Annotated in this window: 14 protein-coding genes and 2 pseudogenes; 12 read left to right on the top strand and 4 right to left on the bottom strand. The window is 48.7% G+C overall.

From position 1 onward, the window contains the following. Nucleotides 1–72 precede the first annotated feature (72 nt). Both H0913_RS00295 and H0913_RS00290 read left to right on the top strand, forming a co-directional pair. Nucleotides 73–705, top strand: coding sequence for a type B-3 chloramphenicol O-acetyltransferase CatB3 (locus H0913_RS00295; protein ID WP_000186237.1), 633 nt, complete (start codon nucleotides 73–75; stop codon nucleotides 703–705). An 84-nt stretch (nucleotides 706–789) separates the two neighbouring features. Next, the gene (locus H0913_RS00290; RefSeq protein WP_001749986.1) at nucleotides 790–1,242 is read left to right on the top strand and encodes an NAD(+)--rifampin ADP-ribosyltransferase Arr-3; all 453 of its coding nucleotides are present in this window, start codon (nucleotides 790–792) and stop codon (nucleotides 1,240–1,242) included. Between the two features lie 303 nt (nucleotides 1,243–1,545). Here the strand turns inward: H0913_RS00290 and H0913_RS00285 are convergent, their stop codons facing one another. Next, entirely contained in the window at nucleotides 1,546–4,551 is a 3,006-nt protein-coding gene (locus H0913_RS00285) for a Tn3-like element Tn3 family transposase (RefSeq protein WP_001143760.1), read from the bottom strand. Nucleotides 4,552–4,714: 163 nt separating this feature from the next. Here H0913_RS00285 and H0913_RS00280 point away from each other — a divergent pair, with 163 nt between their 5' ends. From H0913_RS00280 to H0913_RS00270, 3 genes are all read left to right on the top strand, one after another. Then, the gene (locus H0913_RS00280) at nucleotides 4,715–5,272 is read left to right on the top strand and encodes a recombinase family protein (protein WP_001235713.1); all 558 of its coding nucleotides are present in this window, start codon (nucleotides 4,715–4,717) and stop codon (nucleotides 5,270–5,272) included. A 182-nt stretch (nucleotides 5,273–5,454) separates the two neighbouring features. Further along, nucleotides 5,455–6,315, top strand: a complete 861-nt coding sequence (locus H0913_RS00275; RefSeq protein ID WP_000027057.1) for a broad-spectrum class A beta-lactamase TEM-1 — start codon at nucleotides 5,455–5,457, stop codon at nucleotides 6,313–6,315. A 258-nt stretch (nucleotides 6,316–6,573) separates the two neighbouring features. Next, nucleotides 6,574–7,050, top strand: a complete 477-nt coding sequence (locus tag H0913_RS00270) for a WbuC family cupin fold metalloprotein (protein WP_013023839.1) — start codon at nucleotides 6,574–6,576, stop codon at nucleotides 7,048–7,050. Nucleotides 7,051–7,096: 46 nt separating this feature from the next. Here H0913_RS00270 and H0913_RS00265 read toward each other — a convergent pair whose 3' ends face one another. Continuing rightward, nucleotides 7,097–7,972, bottom strand: coding sequence for an extended-spectrum class A beta-lactamase CTX-M-3 (locus tag H0913_RS00265; protein WP_011091028.1), 876 nt, complete (start codon nucleotides 7,970–7,972; stop codon nucleotides 7,097–7,099). Nucleotides 7,973–8,429: 457 nt separating this feature from the next. On the opposite strand from H0913_RS00265, the pseudogene H0913_RS00260 reads away from it, so the two are divergent. The 4 genes and pseudogenes from H0913_RS00260 to H0913_RS00245 form a co-directional block, all read left to right on the top strand. Then, nucleotides 8,430–8,588, top strand: a pseudogene (locus tag H0913_RS00260) (SMR family transporter); the annotation flags it as partial. Next, entirely contained in the window at nucleotides 8,582–9,421 is an 840-nt protein-coding gene (gene sul1, locus H0913_RS00255; protein WP_000259031.1) for a sulfonamide-resistant dihydropteroate synthase Sul1, read from the top strand. The pseudogene H0913_RS00260 and the gene sul1, both read left to right, overlap by 7 nt. 404 nt (nucleotides 9,422–9,825) lie before the next feature. Beyond that, nucleotides 9,826–11,367, top strand: coding sequence for an IS91-like element ISCR1 family transposase (locus H0913_RS00250; RefSeq protein ID WP_000050481.1), 1,542 nt, complete (start codon nucleotides 9,826–9,828; stop codon nucleotides 11,365–11,367). 210 nt (nucleotides 11,368–11,577) lie between these two features. Then, the gene (locus H0913_RS00245) at nucleotides 11,578–11,886 is read left to right on the top strand and encodes a hypothetical protein (RefSeq protein ID WP_181477765.1); all 309 of its coding nucleotides are present in this window, start codon (nucleotides 11,578–11,580) and stop codon (nucleotides 11,884–11,886) included. Between the two features lie 80 nt (nucleotides 11,887–11,966). On the opposite strand, the gene H0913_RS00240 is transcribed toward H0913_RS00245, so the two are convergent. Continuing rightward, nucleotides 11,967–12,722, bottom strand: a complete 756-nt coding sequence (locus H0913_RS00240) for a 16S rRNA (guanine(1405)-N(7))-methyltransferase RmtB1 (RefSeq protein ID WP_012372818.1) — start codon at nucleotides 12,720–12,722, stop codon at nucleotides 11,967–11,969. A 220-nt stretch (nucleotides 12,723–12,942) separates the two neighbouring features. On the opposite strand from H0913_RS00240, the gene H0913_RS00235 reads away from it, so the two are divergent. From H0913_RS00235 to H0913_RS00225, 3 genes are all read left to right on the top strand, one after another. Next, a complete protein-coding gene (locus H0913_RS00235) occupies nucleotides 12,943–13,647 on the top strand; it encodes an IS6-like element IS26 family transposase (protein ID WP_001067855.1) in 705 nt (234 codons plus the stop codon). Nucleotides 13,648–14,096: 449 nt separating this feature from the next. Then, nucleotides 14,097–15,572 carry an ABC-F type ribosomal protection protein Msr(E) gene (gene msr(E) / locus H0913_RS00230; protein WP_000052512.1) on the top strand — a complete coding sequence of 492 codons (1,476 nt, stop codon included), beginning with the start codon at nucleotides 14,097–14,099 and terminating at the stop codon, nucleotides 15,570–15,572. 55 nt (nucleotides 15,573–15,627) lie between these two features. Next, nucleotides 15,628–16,512 carry an Mph(E) family macrolide 2'-phosphotransferase gene (locus H0913_RS00225; RefSeq protein ID WP_000155092.1) on the top strand — a complete coding sequence of 295 codons (885 nt, stop codon included), beginning with the start codon at nucleotides 15,628–15,630 and terminating at the stop codon, nucleotides 16,510–16,512. Nucleotides 16,513–16,701: 189 nt separating this feature from the next. Here the strand turns inward: H0913_RS00225 and H0913_RS00220 are convergent. Next, nucleotides 16,702–16,992: pseudogene (locus H0913_RS00220) on the bottom strand (helix-turn-helix domain-containing protein); the annotation flags it as partial. Nucleotides 16,993–16,995: the final 3 nt, after the last annotated feature.

The following is a 16,995-nucleotide window of genomic DNA, read 5'->3' as shown; positions in this document are numbered from 1 at the left end:
CTCCCCTCGCTGGCGCTCGGCGCCCCTTATTTCAAACGTTAGACGGCAAAGTCACAGACCGCGGGATCTCTTATGACCAACTACTTTGATAGCCCCTTCAAAGGCAAGCTGCTTTCTGAGCAAGTGAAGAACCCCAATATCAAAGTTGGGCGGTACAGCTATTACTCTGGCTACTATCATGGGCACTCATTCGATGACTGCGCACGGTATCTGTTTCCGGACCGTGATGACGTTGATAAGTTGATCATCGGTAGTTTCTGCTCTATCGGGAGTGGGGCTTCCTTTATCATGGCTGGCAATCAGGGGCATCGGTACGACTGGGCATCATCTTTCCCGTTCTTTTATATGCAGGAAGAACCTGCATTCTCAAGCGCACTCGATGCCTTCCAAAAAGCAGGTAATACTGTCATTGGCAATGACGTTTGGATCGGCTCTGAGGCAATGGTCATGCCCGGAATCAAGATCGGGCACGGTGCGGTGATAGGCAGCCGCTCGTTGGTGACAAAAGATGTGGAGCCTTACGCTATCGTTGGCGGCAATCCCGCTAAGAAGATTAAGAAACGCTTCACCGATGAGGAAATTTCATTGCTTCTGGAGATGGAGTGGTGGAATTGGTCACTGGAGAAGATCAAAGCGGCAATGCCCATGCTGTGCTCGTCTAATATTGTTGGCCTGCACAAGTATTGGCTCGAGTTTGCCGTCTAACAATTCAATCAAGCCGATGCCGCTTCGCGGCACGGCTTATTTCAGGCGTTATGCAGCCAAATCCCAACAATTAAGGGTCTTAAAATGGTAAAAGATTGGATTCCCATCTCTCATGATAATTACAAGCAGGTGCAAGGACCGTTCTATCATGGAACCAAAGCCAATTTGGCGATTGGTGACTTGCTAACCACAGGGTTCATCTCTCATTTCGAGGACGGTCGTATTCTTAAGCACATCTACTTTTCAGCCTTGATGGAGCCAGCAGTTTGGGGAGCTGAACTTGCTATGTCACTGTCTGGCCTCGAGGGTCGCGGCTACATATACATAGTTGAGCCAACAGGACCGTTCGAAGACGATCCGAATCTTACGAACAAAAGATTTCCCGGTAATCCAACACAGTCCTATAGAACCTGCGAACCCTTGAGAATTGTTGGCGTTGTTGAAGACTGGGAGGGGCATCCTGTTGAATTAATAAGGGGAATGTTGGATTCGTTGGAGGACTTAAAGCGCCGTGGTTTACACGTCATTGAAGACTAGTCCTTTGCATAACAAAGCCATCAAACCGGACGCCAGAGATTCCGCGCCTGTTGCGCATGGCTTCGCCATTTTATGCGCAATAGGCGCGCCACCCTGTCGCCGTTTATGGCGGCGTTAGATGCACTAAGCACATAATTGCTCACAGCCAAACTATCAGGTCAAGTCTGCTTTTATTATTTTTAAGCGTGCATAATAAGCCCTACACAAATTGGGAGATATATCATGAAAGGCTGGCTTTTTCTTGTTATCGCAATAGTTGGCGAAGTAATCGGGGTCTGACGCTCAGTGGAACGAAAACTCACGTTAAGCAACGTTTTCTGCCTCTGACGCCTCTTTTAATGGTCTCAGATGTCCTTTGGTCACCAGTTCTGCCAGCGTGAAGGAATAATGGCCGAGCATATTGATATGTCCGTGGCAAAGCGGGGAGAGGCGTGCGATATCTTCATCATTCAGTGTTTCACCCTGCGCCCGGAGATGATCCAGGGCTGCCTGCATATAAATAGTGTTCCATAACACGACGGCGTTAGTGACCAGCCCCAGTGTGCCCAGTTGATCTTCCTGACCGTCGGTATATCGTTTTCTTATCTCACCTTTTTGACCGTGACAGATGGCTCTGGCAACGGCATGGCGACTTTCTCCCCGATTAAGCTGGGTCAGAATGCGCCGGCGGTAATCTTCATCATCAATATAATTAAGCAGATACAGCGTTTTGTTGATGCGCCCCACTTCAATGATTGCCTGAGTCAGTCCGGAAGGACGTTCACTTTTCAGCAATGAACGGACCAGCACTGAAACCTGTACTTTGCCCAGCTTCAGGGAGCCAGCGGTCCGGATCATTTCGTCCCACTGAAGGACTATTTTTCGGGGATCTGATTGCCCTCTGGCAATATCATTCAGCACGCCATAGTCGGCATCATGGTCCATTCGCCAGAAAACCGAAGCACCGGCATCAGCCAGGCGTGGAGAAAACTGGTATCCCAGCAGCCAGAAAAGGCCAAAGACAAGTTCGCTGGCACCTGCTGTATCGGTCATAATTTCGGTTGGATTCAGCCCGGTCTCCTGTTCCAGAAGACCTTCCAGCACAAAGATAGAGTCCCTCAGCGTCCCCGGTATAACGATGCCATGAAAGCCGGAATACTGATCGGACACAAAGTTGTACCAGGTGATCCCTCTGTTATTACCAAAGTATTTGCGGTTCGGTCCGGCATTGATTGTTCTGACTGGCGTAACAAAGCGCATTCCATCTGCAGATGCCACTTCTCCTCCACCCCATATCTGTGCCAGTGGCAGCGTTGCCTGAAAATCAACCAGTCTGGCATTAGCGCTGGTGATAGTTTCAGCCCGCAGATAGTTCGCTTTTGTCCAGTTCAGCCGGTGTCGGGTCAGTGCAGGAACATTTGATCTGATCAGTGGTTCCAGACCGATATTGCAGGCTTCAGCCATCAGCACGGCGCTGATGCTGACGGGCAGATCATCAACTCTGGCACTGGCTTCACTAGCATGGAAAAACTCATCAGCAAATCCGGTATGGGCGTTAATTTCGAGCAGCAACTCCGTTAAATCCACCGGAGGGAGTAGATCACTGATCATTTTGCTCAGTCGTTTCAGACTGTCCGGCTCATCAAGACTGGCGAGGGGAGAAATTGTCAACCGGGGCTTCGGGCCAGAAACATCGAGTTCGACAGCCTCATTTTCGCAAAGACGTGCAGCAACCTGTCTGTAACGACTATCAAGCTGATGACCCAGAGATTTTATTGCTTCCTGCGGGTCTGTCGGGTGCCCCAAAGAACGATAAACCTTAATCCGGTTTGCCTGCCAGTCAGCACCCTGTAGTAATCTTGCACGAGGATCTCCCCACCGGTTACTGCCGGTAACGTAGACATCCCTCCGCCTCAGACTATCCTGCAGTTTACTGAGAAAGCAGAGCGTGTATCCCCTGCGGGTGATATGTTTTTCCTTGTTAATCACCAGCCGTTTCCATGACCGACTGATAATTTCCGTTGGTGCGTCGTCAAAAAACTGCCGCCGTGAGCTGAACTCCCGGCTGAGGTAGTCACAGGCATTCAGAGTGGTAACCCCGGCAGGTGCGGATGAAAATTTAACGGTATTCAGCAGATGGGGCAGGAAACGACGAACGCGCCCGTACTGCTCCACCATTTCTTCATGAAAATTATCGTCTGAGGGCCGGGCAATTTCACGGACAAGCGTGATGATTTCAGCCAGCTTTTGCCTTGGGATGTAGCTGAACACCTCAGCACGAATCGATTCGTCCGGTGTTTCTTCTTTCAGCAGGTACGAACATGCGCTGGCGAGCGCCAATGCAGATTTATCCAGATCCTTCAGCGAGCGGAGCCGTTTTTTCTGCCCAATCTTTCTGGCGTCACGGATGATAACGGCCAGCATGGCGTCCAGAACGTCCAATGCATCATCCAGCGCCAGCGTTTCCCATGCAAGGACAAAGGCAACCAGAACCGCCATCCTTTTCTGCGGTGACATCCTGGCAATATTGAACACCGAAGTCATACCAGCATAACGTGCGAGATTTTTCAGGCGCACAGCCGGGAGTGTACTCAGGTTTTCAGCATGCAGGCCAAAATCGTTCAGAGTTTTCCAGCGTTCAATTGCTTCATTAAACGCCGGACCACTGATGGTCACAGGGCCCTTTTTCAGTGATTCCAGTAAAGACAGGCGGCTGCAATCAGTTGGCCCCAGCAGCATCTCCAGCTGTGAACGCTGTTCGGCTGACGGTATCAGTGCCAGTTTGTTCCACAGGCGCAACGTCGCCTTTTCCCTTACCTCTGAAATCAACCGGGTCAGCGTAGTGGCTCCGGGGAGAATAATACGATGTTGCATAAGCCACCCTGTCGCCAGATCGAAAAGCAGGCCAGGACGTTCGTTGCTTATCCAGCTCCGGGTATATAAAAGACGGGTAAGGCGAAATGTCCAGGGCCAGGCAAATTCACGATACTGATAGTGCTGACGTATCAGCGCTGCATGCTCACGGCGGGTATTTTCCCTCTGACCGTATTCTGCAAGAACGGTGATATCACGAATCCCGAGCTGTCTGGCGGTAAAATGCCGGACGCCGGAAGGAATATGATTCATATCGGTGAGGAAGGTGCCCAGAAAACGGACACATCCAATTTGCAGGGCAATGCCCAGACGGTTGTGATCACCTCTGCTTTTTCCGATAAATTCCTTGTCTGCTTCATCAAGGTGAAAATATCGTGCCAGCTGAAGCTCATCCGGTTCACCGGTGAATCTGCCATAGCTTTCAGTCTGCTCAGTGGTCAGAAAGTCAACGGGCATATCGGCCTCCCTGCCTGACGGGCATTTAGTAACATTTTTGCAACCGTACGAAATGTTATAAATTATCGGACATCGTAAAACTGTTACATTAATATGTCTATTAAATCGTAAATTTGTAATAATAGACATGAGTTGTCCGATATTCGATTTAAGGTACATTTTTATGCGACTTTTTGGTTACGCTCGGGTCTCAACCAGTCAGCAGTCTCTTGATCTTCAGGTCAGAGCACTCAAAGACGCAGGTGTGAAAGCAAACCGTATATTTACCGATAAGGCATCCGGCAGTTCAACAGACCGGGAAGGGCTGGATTTGCTGAGGATGAAGGTGGAGGAAGGTGATGTCATTCTGGTTAAGAAGCTCGACCGTCTTGGCCGCGACACTGCCGATATGATCCAACTGATAAAGGAATTTGACGCTCAGGGCGTGGCAGTCCGGTTCATTGATGACGGGATCAGTACCGACGGTGATATGGGGCAAATGGTGGTCACCATCCTGTCGGCTGTGGCACAGGCTGAACGCCGGAGGATCCTAGAACGCACGAATGAGGGCCGACAGGAAGCAAAGCTGAAAGGAATCAAATTTGGCCGCAGGCGTACCGTGGACAGGAACGTCGTGCTGACGCTTCATCAGAAGGGCACTGGTGCAACGGAAATTGCTCATCAGCTCAGTATTGCCCGCTCCACGGTTTATAAAATTCTTGAAGACGAAAGGGCCTCGTGATACGCCTATTTTTATAGGTTAATGTCATGATAATAATGGTTTCTTAGACGTCAGGTGGCACTTTTCGGGGAAATGTGCGCGGAACCCCTATTTGTTTATTTTTCTAAATACATTCAAATATGTATCCGCTCATGAGACAATAACCCTGGTAAATGCTTCAATAATATTGAAAAAGGAAGAGTATGAGTATTCAACATTTTCGTGTCGCCCTTATTCCCTTTTTTGCGGCATTTTGCCTTCCTGTTTTTGCTCACCCAGAAACGCTGGTGAAAGTAAAAGATGCTGAAGATCAGTTGGGTGCACGAGTGGGTTACATCGAACTGGATCTCAACAGCGGTAAGATCCTTGAGAGTTTTCGCCCCGAAGAACGTTTTCCAATGATGAGCACTTTTAAAGTTCTGCTATGTGGTGCGGTATTATCCCGTGTTGACGCCGGGCAAGAGCAACTCGGTCGCCGCATACACTATTCTCAGAATGACTTGGTTGAGTACTCACCAGTCACAGAAAAGCATCTTACGGATGGCATGACAGTAAGAGAATTATGCAGTGCTGCCATAACCATGAGTGATAACACTGCTGCCAACTTACTTCTGACAACGATCGGAGGACCGAAGGAGCTAACCGCTTTTTTGCACAACATGGGGGATCATGTAACTCGCCTTGATCGTTGGGAACCGGAGCTGAATGAAGCCATACCAAACGACGAGCGTGACACCACGATGCCTGCAGCAATGGCAACAACGTTGCGCAAACTATTAACTGGCGAACTACTTACTCTAGCTTCCCGGCAACAATTAATAGACTGGATGGAGGCGGATAAAGTTGCAGGACCACTTCTGCGCTCGGCCCTTCCGGCTGGCTGGTTTATTGCTGATAAATCTGGAGCCGGTGAGCGTGGGTCTCGCGGTATCATTGCAGCACTGGGGCCAGATGGTAAGCCCTCCCGTATCGTAGTTATCTACACGACGGGGAGTCAGGCAACTATGGATGAACGAAATAGACAGATCGCTGAGATAGGTGCCTCACTGATTAAGCATTGGTAACTGTCAGACCAAGTTTACTCATACTGAAATAATTGGGGGGTGATTACCACCGTAAATTTTTCCCAGACGGTAAAAAGAATTACAGACTTTTATCAACTAAAAAAGTGGCCTGAATATCAGCACTACCGTCAATACCATTTCAGTAAATCAGGATAGGGAAAAATTGGCAAACCCAGTTCTTCACTTGCTCTGCGGGTTCTGTCACCCTGACGTCATACGGTAATCCCCCCCAATTCATTAATCGACAAGGTCATCCTGATGAAACAAATTACCATGAGCGATATGCAGCAACAGAGCGCAGCGGCTGTGCAATCGCCTCGGCTCCGCGCGCACCGTAATTTCCATCCAGAATTAAGCGATTCGGTCCAACGTCTGGCTATTGCCATGGAACCTGGGACCTACGTGCGCCCGCACCGACACCCTCACACCTTCGAGCTACTGTTGCCATTAAGGGGTCGTTTCGTGGTGCTGAATTTTGACGATCGGGGTACCGTCACCCATCGGGCGATATTGGGGGAAACCTGTACGGTGCTGGAGATGGCCGCAGGAACCTGGCATGCCGTGCTGTCGCTGGATACCGGTGGCATAATTTTTGAAGTAAAACACGGTGGCTATCAACCCGTGGCTGCCGATGACTATGCGCACTGGGCTCCAGCGGAAGGAGAACCAGGAACCACGGAGCTTATGGCCTGGTATGCGCAAGCGCAGGTGGGCGACAGCACTTTTGCCGTCTAAGGCGATAAACAAAAACGGAATGAGTTTCCCCATTCCGTTTCCGCTATTACAAACCGTCGGTGACGATTTTAGCCGCCGACGCTAATACATCGCGACGGCTTTCTGCCTTAGGTTGAGGCTGGGTGAAGTAAGTGACCAGAATCAGCGGCGCACGATCTTTTGGCCAGATCACCGCGATATCGTTGGTGGTGCCATAGTCACCGCTGCCGGTTTTATCCCCCACAACCCAGGAAGCAGGCAGTCCAGCCTGAATGCTCGCTGCACCGGTGGTATTGCCTTTCATCCATGTCACCAGCTGCGCCCGTTGGCTGTCGCCCAATGCTTTACCCAGCGTCAGATTCCGCAGAGTTTGCGCCATTGCCCGAGGTGAAGTGGTATCACGCGGATCGCCCGGAATGGCGGTGTTTAACGTCGGCTCGGTACGGTCGAGACGGAACGTTTCGTCTCCCAGCTGTCGGGCGAACGCGGTGACGCTAGCCGGGCCGCCAACGTGAGCAATCAGCTTATTCATCGCCACGTTATCGCTGTACTGTAGCGCGGCCGCGCTAAGCTCAGCCAGTGACATCGTCCCATTGACGTGCTTTTCCGCAATCGGATTATAGTTAACAAGGTCAGATTTTTTGATCTCAACTCGCTGATTTAACAGATTCGGTTCGCTTTCACTTTTCTTCAGCACCGCGGCCGCGGCCATCACTTTACTGGTGCTGCACATCGCAAAGCGCTCATCAGCACGATAAAGTATTTGCGAATTATCTGCTGTGTTAATCAATGCCACACCCAGTCTGCCTCCCGACTGCCGCTCTAATTCGGCAAGTTTTTGCTGTACGTCCGCCGTTTGCGCATACAGCGGCACACTTCCTAACAACAGCGTGACGGTTGCCGTCGCCATCAGCGTGAACTGGCGCAGTGATTTTTTAACCATGGGATTCCTTATTCTGGAAGAGACGAAATAACAACAACATGAATAGTCAATATTTTACCTGAAGCGAGCCACAACGCGTCCGATTTTATGCTTCCGAAAGGCAAATACGGACGTCGCCAGAATGAAACCTAAATTCCACGTGTGTTTTTTATTAGCTTCAAAAATCACTATTTCACGAAGAATTTAGACTGCTTCTCACACATTGTAACATTATTTACAACCACCTTTCAATCATTTTTGATAAATCATTGATTTCATCTTTGCTGCAATGATACTTAATAAACTCTGCAAGTTATCCACAGAGCAACACTCAATTTTATTGATGATATTCTTATTATACCAGACATTTTTCATACACTCCCTTGTACGGATAGTTTTCCGACAACTTCATGATTACATATCTTGCGGTTTTGATTATTTTTGCTGCAAGAAATACATACTTCAAACGAAAGGTCTTTCGGGACTCGGCGTCGTCATAATTACAGCCATTGCCTGGTTGCTTCATGGGCAAAAGCTTGATGCGTGGGGCTTTGTAGGTATGGGGCTCATAATTGCTGCCTTTTTGCTCGCCCGATCCCCATCGTGGAAGTCGCTGCGGAGGCCGACGCCATGGTGACGGTGTTCGGCATTCTGAATCTCACCGAGGACTCCTTCTTCGATGAGAGCCGGCGGCTAGACCCCGCCGGCGCTGTCACCGCGGCGATCGAAATGCTGCGAGTCGGATCAGACGTCGTGGATGTCGGACCGGCCGCCAGCCATCCGGACGCGAGGCCTGTATCGCCGGCCGATGAGATCAGACGTATTGCGCCGCTCTTAGACGCCCTGTCCGATCAGATGCACCGTGTTTCAATCGACAGCTTCCAACCGGAAACCCAGCGCTATGCGCTCAAGCGCGGCGTGGGCTACCTGAACGATATCCAAGGATTTCCTGACCCTGCGCTCTATCCCGATATTGCTGAGGCGGACTGCAGGCTGGTGGTTATGCACTCAGCGCAGCGGGATGGCATCGCCACCCGCACCGGTCACCTTCGACCCGAAGACGCGCTCGACGAGATTGTGCGGTTCTTCGAGGCGCGGGTTTCCGCCTTGCGACGGAGCGGGGTCGCTGCCGACCGGCTCATCCTCGATCCGGGGATGGGATTTTTCTTGAGCCCCGCACCGGAAACATCGCTGCACGTGCTGTCGAACCTTCAAAAGCTGAAGTCGGCGTTGGGGCTTCCGCTATTGGTCTCGGTGTCGCGGAAATCCTTCTTGGGCGCCACCGTTGGCCTTCCTGTAAAGGATCTGGGTCCAGCGAGCCTTGCGGCGGAACTTCACGCGATCGGCAATGGCGCTGACTACGTCCGCACCCACGCGCCTGGAGATCTGCGAAGCGCAATCACCTTCTCGGAAACCCTCGCGAAATTTCGCAGTCGCGACGCCAGAGACCGAGGGTTAGATCATGCCTAGCATTCACCTTCCGGCCGCCCGCTAAATATCTCCTTTTGGGTTGTTAATAAAACATCCAATAAGTTGACTGTGCGTGAAAAAGAAAGTTTTGTGTGATGGCGTTGAAGATCGCACCGTTAAGCTCTTATGTGGGATGGTGCAGAGCTCGACGACTACCGATAAAACGCAACCGCCGCAAACAGACAAGAAAAAGCCCCAACTGATAACAGTTGGGGCTTCAGTATTGTGATTGGTGGAGCAATAGCACCCTGAACCCAAAACCTTCTCGCTCAACCGGTAGTGGCTGATAACAACTCGTGAGGGCTATTGCGGGTTAAGCATTTAGCGATGTCTAGGGCCAGACTGGACGTCTGAACGCAAGCCGCTGATACTGTACATAACCACAGTATCAGCGGAGGATACCCATGTCGCTGGCAAGGAACGCCACGGCGAGTCAATCGCCCACTCAAACAAACGGTTACGAACGCCACCAACCTGACCAGACGCTGCTCTACCAGCTGGTTGAGCAGCACTACCCAGCCTTCAAAGCCTCACTCGAAGCCCAAGGTCAACACCTGCCTCGCTACATCCAACAAGAATTCAACGACCTCCTCCAATGTGGCCGTCTGGAGTATGGTTTCATGCGGGTTCGCTGCGAGGATTGTCATCACGAGCGTCTGGTCGCCTTCAGCTGTAAACGACGCGGCTTTTGCCCTAGCTGCGGTGCCCGCCGGATGGCCGAGAGTGCGGCGCTGCTGATAGACGAAGTCTTCCCCAAGGAGCCCATTCGCCAGTGGGTGCTCAGCTTTCCTTTCCAGCTACGCTTTTTGCTGGCTCGCCATCCCCAGCTGATGGGCCAGGTCTTGAGTATCGTCTATCGTACACTCTCAACTCATCTGATCAAAAAAGCCGGTTACACCAAAGCCTCTGCACAAACTGGCTCAGTGACTCTTATCCAACGCTTTGGCTCCGCGCTAAATCTCAATGTCCACTACCACATGCTGTTTCTCGATGGTGTCTATGCCGAAGATGACTATGGCAAGCAACGCTTCCATCGTGTCAAGGCACCCACTTACGATGAGCTGAATACGCTCGCTCACACCCTCAGCCATCGCATCGCTCGCTGCATGGAAAAGCGTGGGATTTTGGAGCGTGATGCCGAGAATACGTGGTTGACACTGGAAGAGGGCGAAGACGATACGCTGACTCAATTACATGGTGCTTCGGTTACGTATCGCATTGCCGTCGGCCCCCAGCAAGGGCGCAAAGTCTTCACCCTGCAAACCTTGCCAGGGCGTGAGGATAAAGCCGACTCAAGCAGTCGAGTAGCCAACCATGCTGGTTTCTCGCTACACGCCGGTGTGATGGCCGAAGCGCATCAGCGGGATAAGCTTGAGCGCTTGTGTCGCTACATTAGTCGGCCAGCGGTTTCAGAAAAACGTCTGGCATTAACCGCCAATGGGCAGGTGCGTTACGAGCTCAAAACTCCGTACCGCAATGGCACCACCCATGTGATCTTCGAGCCGCTGGACTTCATCGCCAAACTCGCTGCGTTGGTACCTAAGCCGCGAGTCAACCTCACACGCTTCCACGGCGTCTTTGCACCGAACAGCAAACACCGAGTTCAAGTAACACCCGCCAAGCGGGGCAAGAAGCCCGACAAATCGGAAGGTCTCGATACTAACTGGCGTGACAAGAGTCCTGCAGAGCGCCACCGCGCCATGACCTGGATGCAACGCCTCAAGCGAGTCTTCAATATTGATATTGAAGTCTGCGAACACTGCGGCGGTCACGTCAAAGTGATTGCCAGCATCGAAGATCCGAAGGTCATTGAGCAGATTCTCAAGCATCTGAAACAGAAAACAGCCAAGGCGAATGCCGCCAAGCAGCGTGAGCTGCCACCAGAACGAGCGCCGCCACTGACTCCCAGCCTGTTCGATCCATCACAGAGTCGTCTCTTTGACTGACGACCCCAAATCCAACACTGCTCAACACTGCCAACTTTTAAACGGGGCGGTGGGGCAGTTTGTATCTCTCGAGCTATCAGGCTAGAGATTTTACCGCCAAATCGAACCTTATTAGAGCGGTTTAGGCTGGACCGGCAGTTAAAATTGGGGCTTGAGCGGTAAACGAGTGAGGGAATTTCAGGTAAGATACTTCGGATGAGGAGCAAAAAGGTGGTTTATACTTCCTATACCCGCGGCATGCTGCTGATCACAGCTGCGCTGCTGTTTCGCATGCTGGGCGTGTGGATGAGTACGCTGGGTACAGACCTATCCCGGAAGGAGCGCCTGTTCTGCATGATTGCCTATCTGCCCAAGGCAACGGTGCAGGCTGCAATCGGCGCTATTCCGCTGGCGATGGGGCTTGGCAGTGGGGAAACCATACTTGCGGTGGCGGTTCTTGCCATTATACTTACAGCGCCGCTGGGGGCGTTGGGCATCGAGCTGAGCTATAAAAGGCTGCTTCAAAAACAGCAGTCGTAGTGTGCTTGTTCGATAGAACAAAAGAGGAACGAAAAATATTTTTCGTTCCTCTTTTTTAGATGATTTGCCTTCTGATTGGCTTATCCATTCTTTTTTATCAAGTATATAAGTTCTGTTCCGATGGTCTTTTTATCCTCAATCTCAAACTCGGCGGGCAAGCCGCCCTCGAACCATGCGGCGTAGTTCGCCTCCATGCCTTTTCCACGCCCGCCTAAACTACGCGTGGGAAAGCTGACAGCCATGCGCGGGGTATTGAGGGATTGTAAAAGTGCCATGGCAGAACCGGCCTGCTCCCGCTCCAGCAGGGGCAAAAGCTTAAAAATCAGCGCCAGGTCGCCGGCTTCGGCGGGCGGCGCACACAGCACATCCTGCAGGGCAAAGGTAAAATCCCAATCTTTTTCCCTAGCAAAGGGGGTGATGACATCCCCCAATCCCTGGTGGATATCACAGCCCCACACGGATGCAATGCCGCGCTCGTATAGCGCCAAGGGGTTAAGACCGCAGGCGATATCCAGCACGCGGCGGGGAGTTTCGGCTGAAAAGATAAAATCGTACAGGGTATCCAGCTCGGCCAGTCGCTCCTTGGTGGAGGCATGCAGCGACAATGCCTTTTTTACATCGCCCGCAGAAAGCGCGGCGGCAGCAGCCTTGAGCGATTCCGGGGTGACATATGCCCCGCAAATTCCATGCAGCCGGGTGCGTGCAGCCTCTACGGTCTGTTTGGGGGATTTATGCCGCCCCCATTCCTCAGTCAGGATGCGCCGCACGGTATCCGGGCAAAGGGCGCGGTATTTTTTTGAGGCCAGGATGGAGGTGAGGGCATCGTTGATGTTCATCGGTGTCTCCTAAATCGTTTTCGGGGTCTGACGCTCAGTGGAACGAAAACTCACGTTAAGGGATTTTGGTCATGAGATTATCAAAAAGGATCTTCACCTAGATCCTTTTAAATTAAAAATGAAGTTTTAAATCAATCTAAAGTATATATGAGTAAACGGCACTGTTGCAAATAGTCGGTGGTGATAAACTTATCATCCCCTTTTGCTGATGGAGCTGCACATGAACCCATTCAAAGGCCGGCATTTTCAGCGTGACATCATTCTGTGGGCCGTACGCTGGTACTGCAAATACGGCATCAGTTACCGTGAGCTGCAGGAGATGCTGGCTGAACGCGGAGTGAATGTCGATCACTCCACGATTTACCGCTGGGTTCAGCGTTATGCGCCTGAAATGGAAAAACGGCTGCGCTGGTACTGGCGTAACCCTTCCGATCTTTGCCCGTGGCACATGGATGAAACCTACGTGAAGGTCAATGGCCGCTGGGCGTATCTGTACCGGGCCGTCGACAGCCGGGGCCGCACTGTCGATTTTTATCTCTCCTCCCGTCGTAACAGCAAAGCTGCATACCGGTTTCTGGGTAAAATCCTCAACAACGTGAAGAAGTGGCAGATCCCGCGATTCATCAACACGGATAAAGCGCCCGCCTATGGTCGCGCGCTTGCTCTGCTCAAACGCGAAGGCCGGTGCCCGTCTGACGTTGAACACCGACAGATTAAGTACCGGAACAACGTGATTGAATGCGATCATGGCAAACTGAAACGGATAATCGGCGCCACGCTGGGATTTAAATCCATGAAGACGGCTTACGCCACCATCAAAGGTATTGAGGTGATGCGTGCACTACGCAAAGGCCAGGCCTCAGCATTTTATTATGGTGATCCCCTGGGCGAAATGCGCCTGGTAAGCAGAGTTTTTGAAATGTAAGGCCTTTGAATAAGACAAAAGGCTGCCTCATCGCTAACTTTGCAACAGTGCCTAAAATAAGCCTTATATCCAAGCATAAAACAAGGTTGTCTAGACTTCTTTTAACAGTAAAGTTATCATAAAACTGAATTTTATTTTTTAGGTAAGTTTATGCATTCTATCCGCATTCGTTAAGACACAACTATTTGCATAGTGACACTATTTTATAATGGTGGGCTTTTGTTGTGTCTTTAAGAATATATGCGGATATATAAAGTAAAAGTATGCTTAATTTATAAGTATGCTTTTAGTGCATAGTTTCCAGTTATAACTTAATTGACTAGCTATTTGTCCACCCTGTGGATGAATAGCTTTTTTTTTGGGAGGACACTGTGATGCTAGCTTTTGTTTTCACCTAAATCCTGTTTGCTGCATAAAAAATTTCAAGAGCTAAACAGGAGTAAATAAAAATGAGTTTAATTATTAAAGCGAGAAACATACGCTTGGATTATGCTGGGCGTGATGTTTTGGATATTGATGAATTGGAAATTCACTCTTATGACCGTATTGGTCTTGTGGGTGATAACGGAGCAGGAAAGAGTAGTTTACTCAAAGTACTTAATGGCGAAATTGTTTTAGCCGAAGCGACATTACAGCGTTTTGGTGATTTTGCACATATCAGCCAACTGGGCGGAATCGAAATAGAAACGGTCGAAGACCGGGCAATGTTATCTCGCCTTGGTGTTTCCAATGTACAAAACGACACAATGAGTGGCGGAGAGGAAACTCGTGCAAAAATTGCTGCCGCATTTTCCCAACAAGTACATGGCATTCTAGCGGATGAACCAACCAGCCACCTTGATCTCAATGGAATAGATCTACTTATTGGTCAACTTAAAGCATTTGATGGAGCATTACTTGTTATCAGTCATGACCGATATTTTCTTGATATGGTTGTAGACAAGATATGGGAGTTAAAAGACGGTAAAATTACGGAATATTGGGGTGGTTACTCGGATTACTTGCGTCAAAAAGAAGAAGAGCGACAACACCAAGCCGTAGAATATGAGCTGATGATGAAGGAACGGGAGCGATTAGAATCTGCTGTGCAAGAAAAACGCCAGCAAGCTAATCGATTAGACAATAAGAAAAAAGGAGAAAAATCCAAAAACTCTACCGAAAGTGCTGGACGACTTGGGCATGCAAAAATGACTGGCACCAAGCAAAGAAAACTGTATCAGGCAGCTAAGAGTATGGAAAAGCGTTTGGCTGCATTAGAAGATATTCAAGCACCAGAGCATTTGCGTTCTATTCGTTTTCGTCAAAGTTCAGCCCTAGAACTGCACAATAAGTTCCCGATTACGGCAGATGGTCTGAGCTTAAAATTTGGTAGCCGTACTATCTTTGATGACGCTAACTTTATAATACCGCTTGGCGCTAAAGTCGCTATAACTGGATCGAATGGAACAGGGAAAACGTCCTTGTTAAAAATGATATCAGAACGTGCTGATGGATTAACCATATCTCCAAAAGCTGAAATTGGCTACTTTACACAAACAGGATATAAATTTAACACGCATAAATCTGTGCTCTCCTTTATGCAGGAAGAGTGCGAGTACACAGTTGCGGAAATTCGTGCAGTATTGGCTTCAATGGGGATCGGAGCGAATGATATTCAAAAAAACTTATCCGACTTATCGGGAGGTGAAATCATCAAACTGCTTTTATCCAAAATGCTTTTAGGAAAATATAATATTTTGCTTATGGATGAACCAGGAAACTATCTTGACCTAAAAAGTATTGCCGCATTAGAAACAATGATGAAGTCCTATGCAGGAACTATTATCTTCGTATCTCATGACAAGCAATTGGTCGATAATATTGCTGACATTATCTACGAGATCAAAGACCACAAAATCATCAAGACTTTTGAGAGAGATTGTTAATGATAGCCAATCTAATCCGAACATTAATTATTGAACTCTTTAAAGGAAATTAAAAATGACAATTCAAGATATTCAATCACTTGCTGAAGCACACGGCTTGTTGCTTACGGACAAAATGAATTTCAATGAAATGGGCATTGATTTTAAGGTCGTTTTTGCTCTTGATACAAAGGGGCAACAATGGTTGCTGCGTATTCCTCGTCGTGATGGCATGAGGGAACAAATCAAGAAAGAAAAACGCATTTTAGAATTGGTAAAAAAACATCTTTCTGTAGAGGTTCCTGATTGGAGAATTTCATCTACAGAATTAGTGGCTTATCCCATACTTAAAGATAATCCTGTTTTAAATTTGGATGCTGAAACCTATGAAATAATTTGGAATATGGACAAAGATAGCCCGAAATACATAACATCTTTGGCAAAAACCTTATTTGAAATCCATAGTATTCCTGAAAAAGAAGTTCGGGAAAATGATTTGAAAATTATGAAACCTTCAGATTTAAGACCTGAAATAGCAAACAATTTGCAGTTAGTAAAATCTGAAATTGGTATAAGTGAGCAATTGGAAACCCGCTACAGAAAATGGTTGGATAATGATGTTCTATGGGCAGATTTCACCCAATTTATACATGGCGATTTATATGCTGGGCATGTACTAGCTTCAAAGGATGGAGCTGTTTCAGGCGTTATTGATTGGTCAACAGCCCATATAGATGACCCAGCGATTGATTTTGCTGGGCATGTAACTTTGTTTGGAGAAGAAAGCCTCAAAACTCTAATCATCGAGTATGAAAAACTAGGGGGTAAAGTTTGGAATAAACTATATGAACAGACTTTAGAAAGAGCAGCGGCCTCTCCTTTGATGTATGGTTTATTTGCCTTAGAAACTCAAAATGAAAGCCTTATCGTTGGAGCAAAAGCTCAGTTGGGAGTTATATAATTTAAAAATATGATTGCTGAGAACTGCCTTGTTTTGAAACTTGGTTGGCTTTAATTAGTTTTTAGTATTCTTTATAGAAAATGCCTCGATCAAGGGGCATTTCTAACAATCATTTAACATAAAATTTCTTATGTGAAGTAACCTGAATGCAGCGGTGCCCCATTGGGGGCGCGTTGAGATAAGCCTCTTTTAGATAACTTTAGCAACTCGATAGACAGTTGCAACTCCACAATTCACTGCTTTGGCAATTTCTTCCTTAGTCATATTGCCAACTACTAGCAATTCTTTTATTCGTTTATGTTTAGCCTCATTTGCCTTCTTGCCTGTTGGTTTGTAACCCGAACGTGCCAGGCCCTGCTTAATACGTTCTATACGTTTCTCATTGTCTAGGCGGGCCATTGTTGCCAGAAGATCAATCAACATATTGTTGATGAGTTCCAAGATTGAATGAGTAATGCTGTCACTGGTTTGAAGGCACTGTTG

The organism is Providencia rettgeri (genome assembly GCF_013702265.1).
GTDB lineage: Bacteria > Pseudomonadota > Gammaproteobacteria > Enterobacterales > Enterobacteriaceae > Providencia > Providencia zhijiangensis.
Note: the sequence above shows the minus strand (reverse complement) of the source record. Positions and strands in the feature narration are given on the sequence as shown.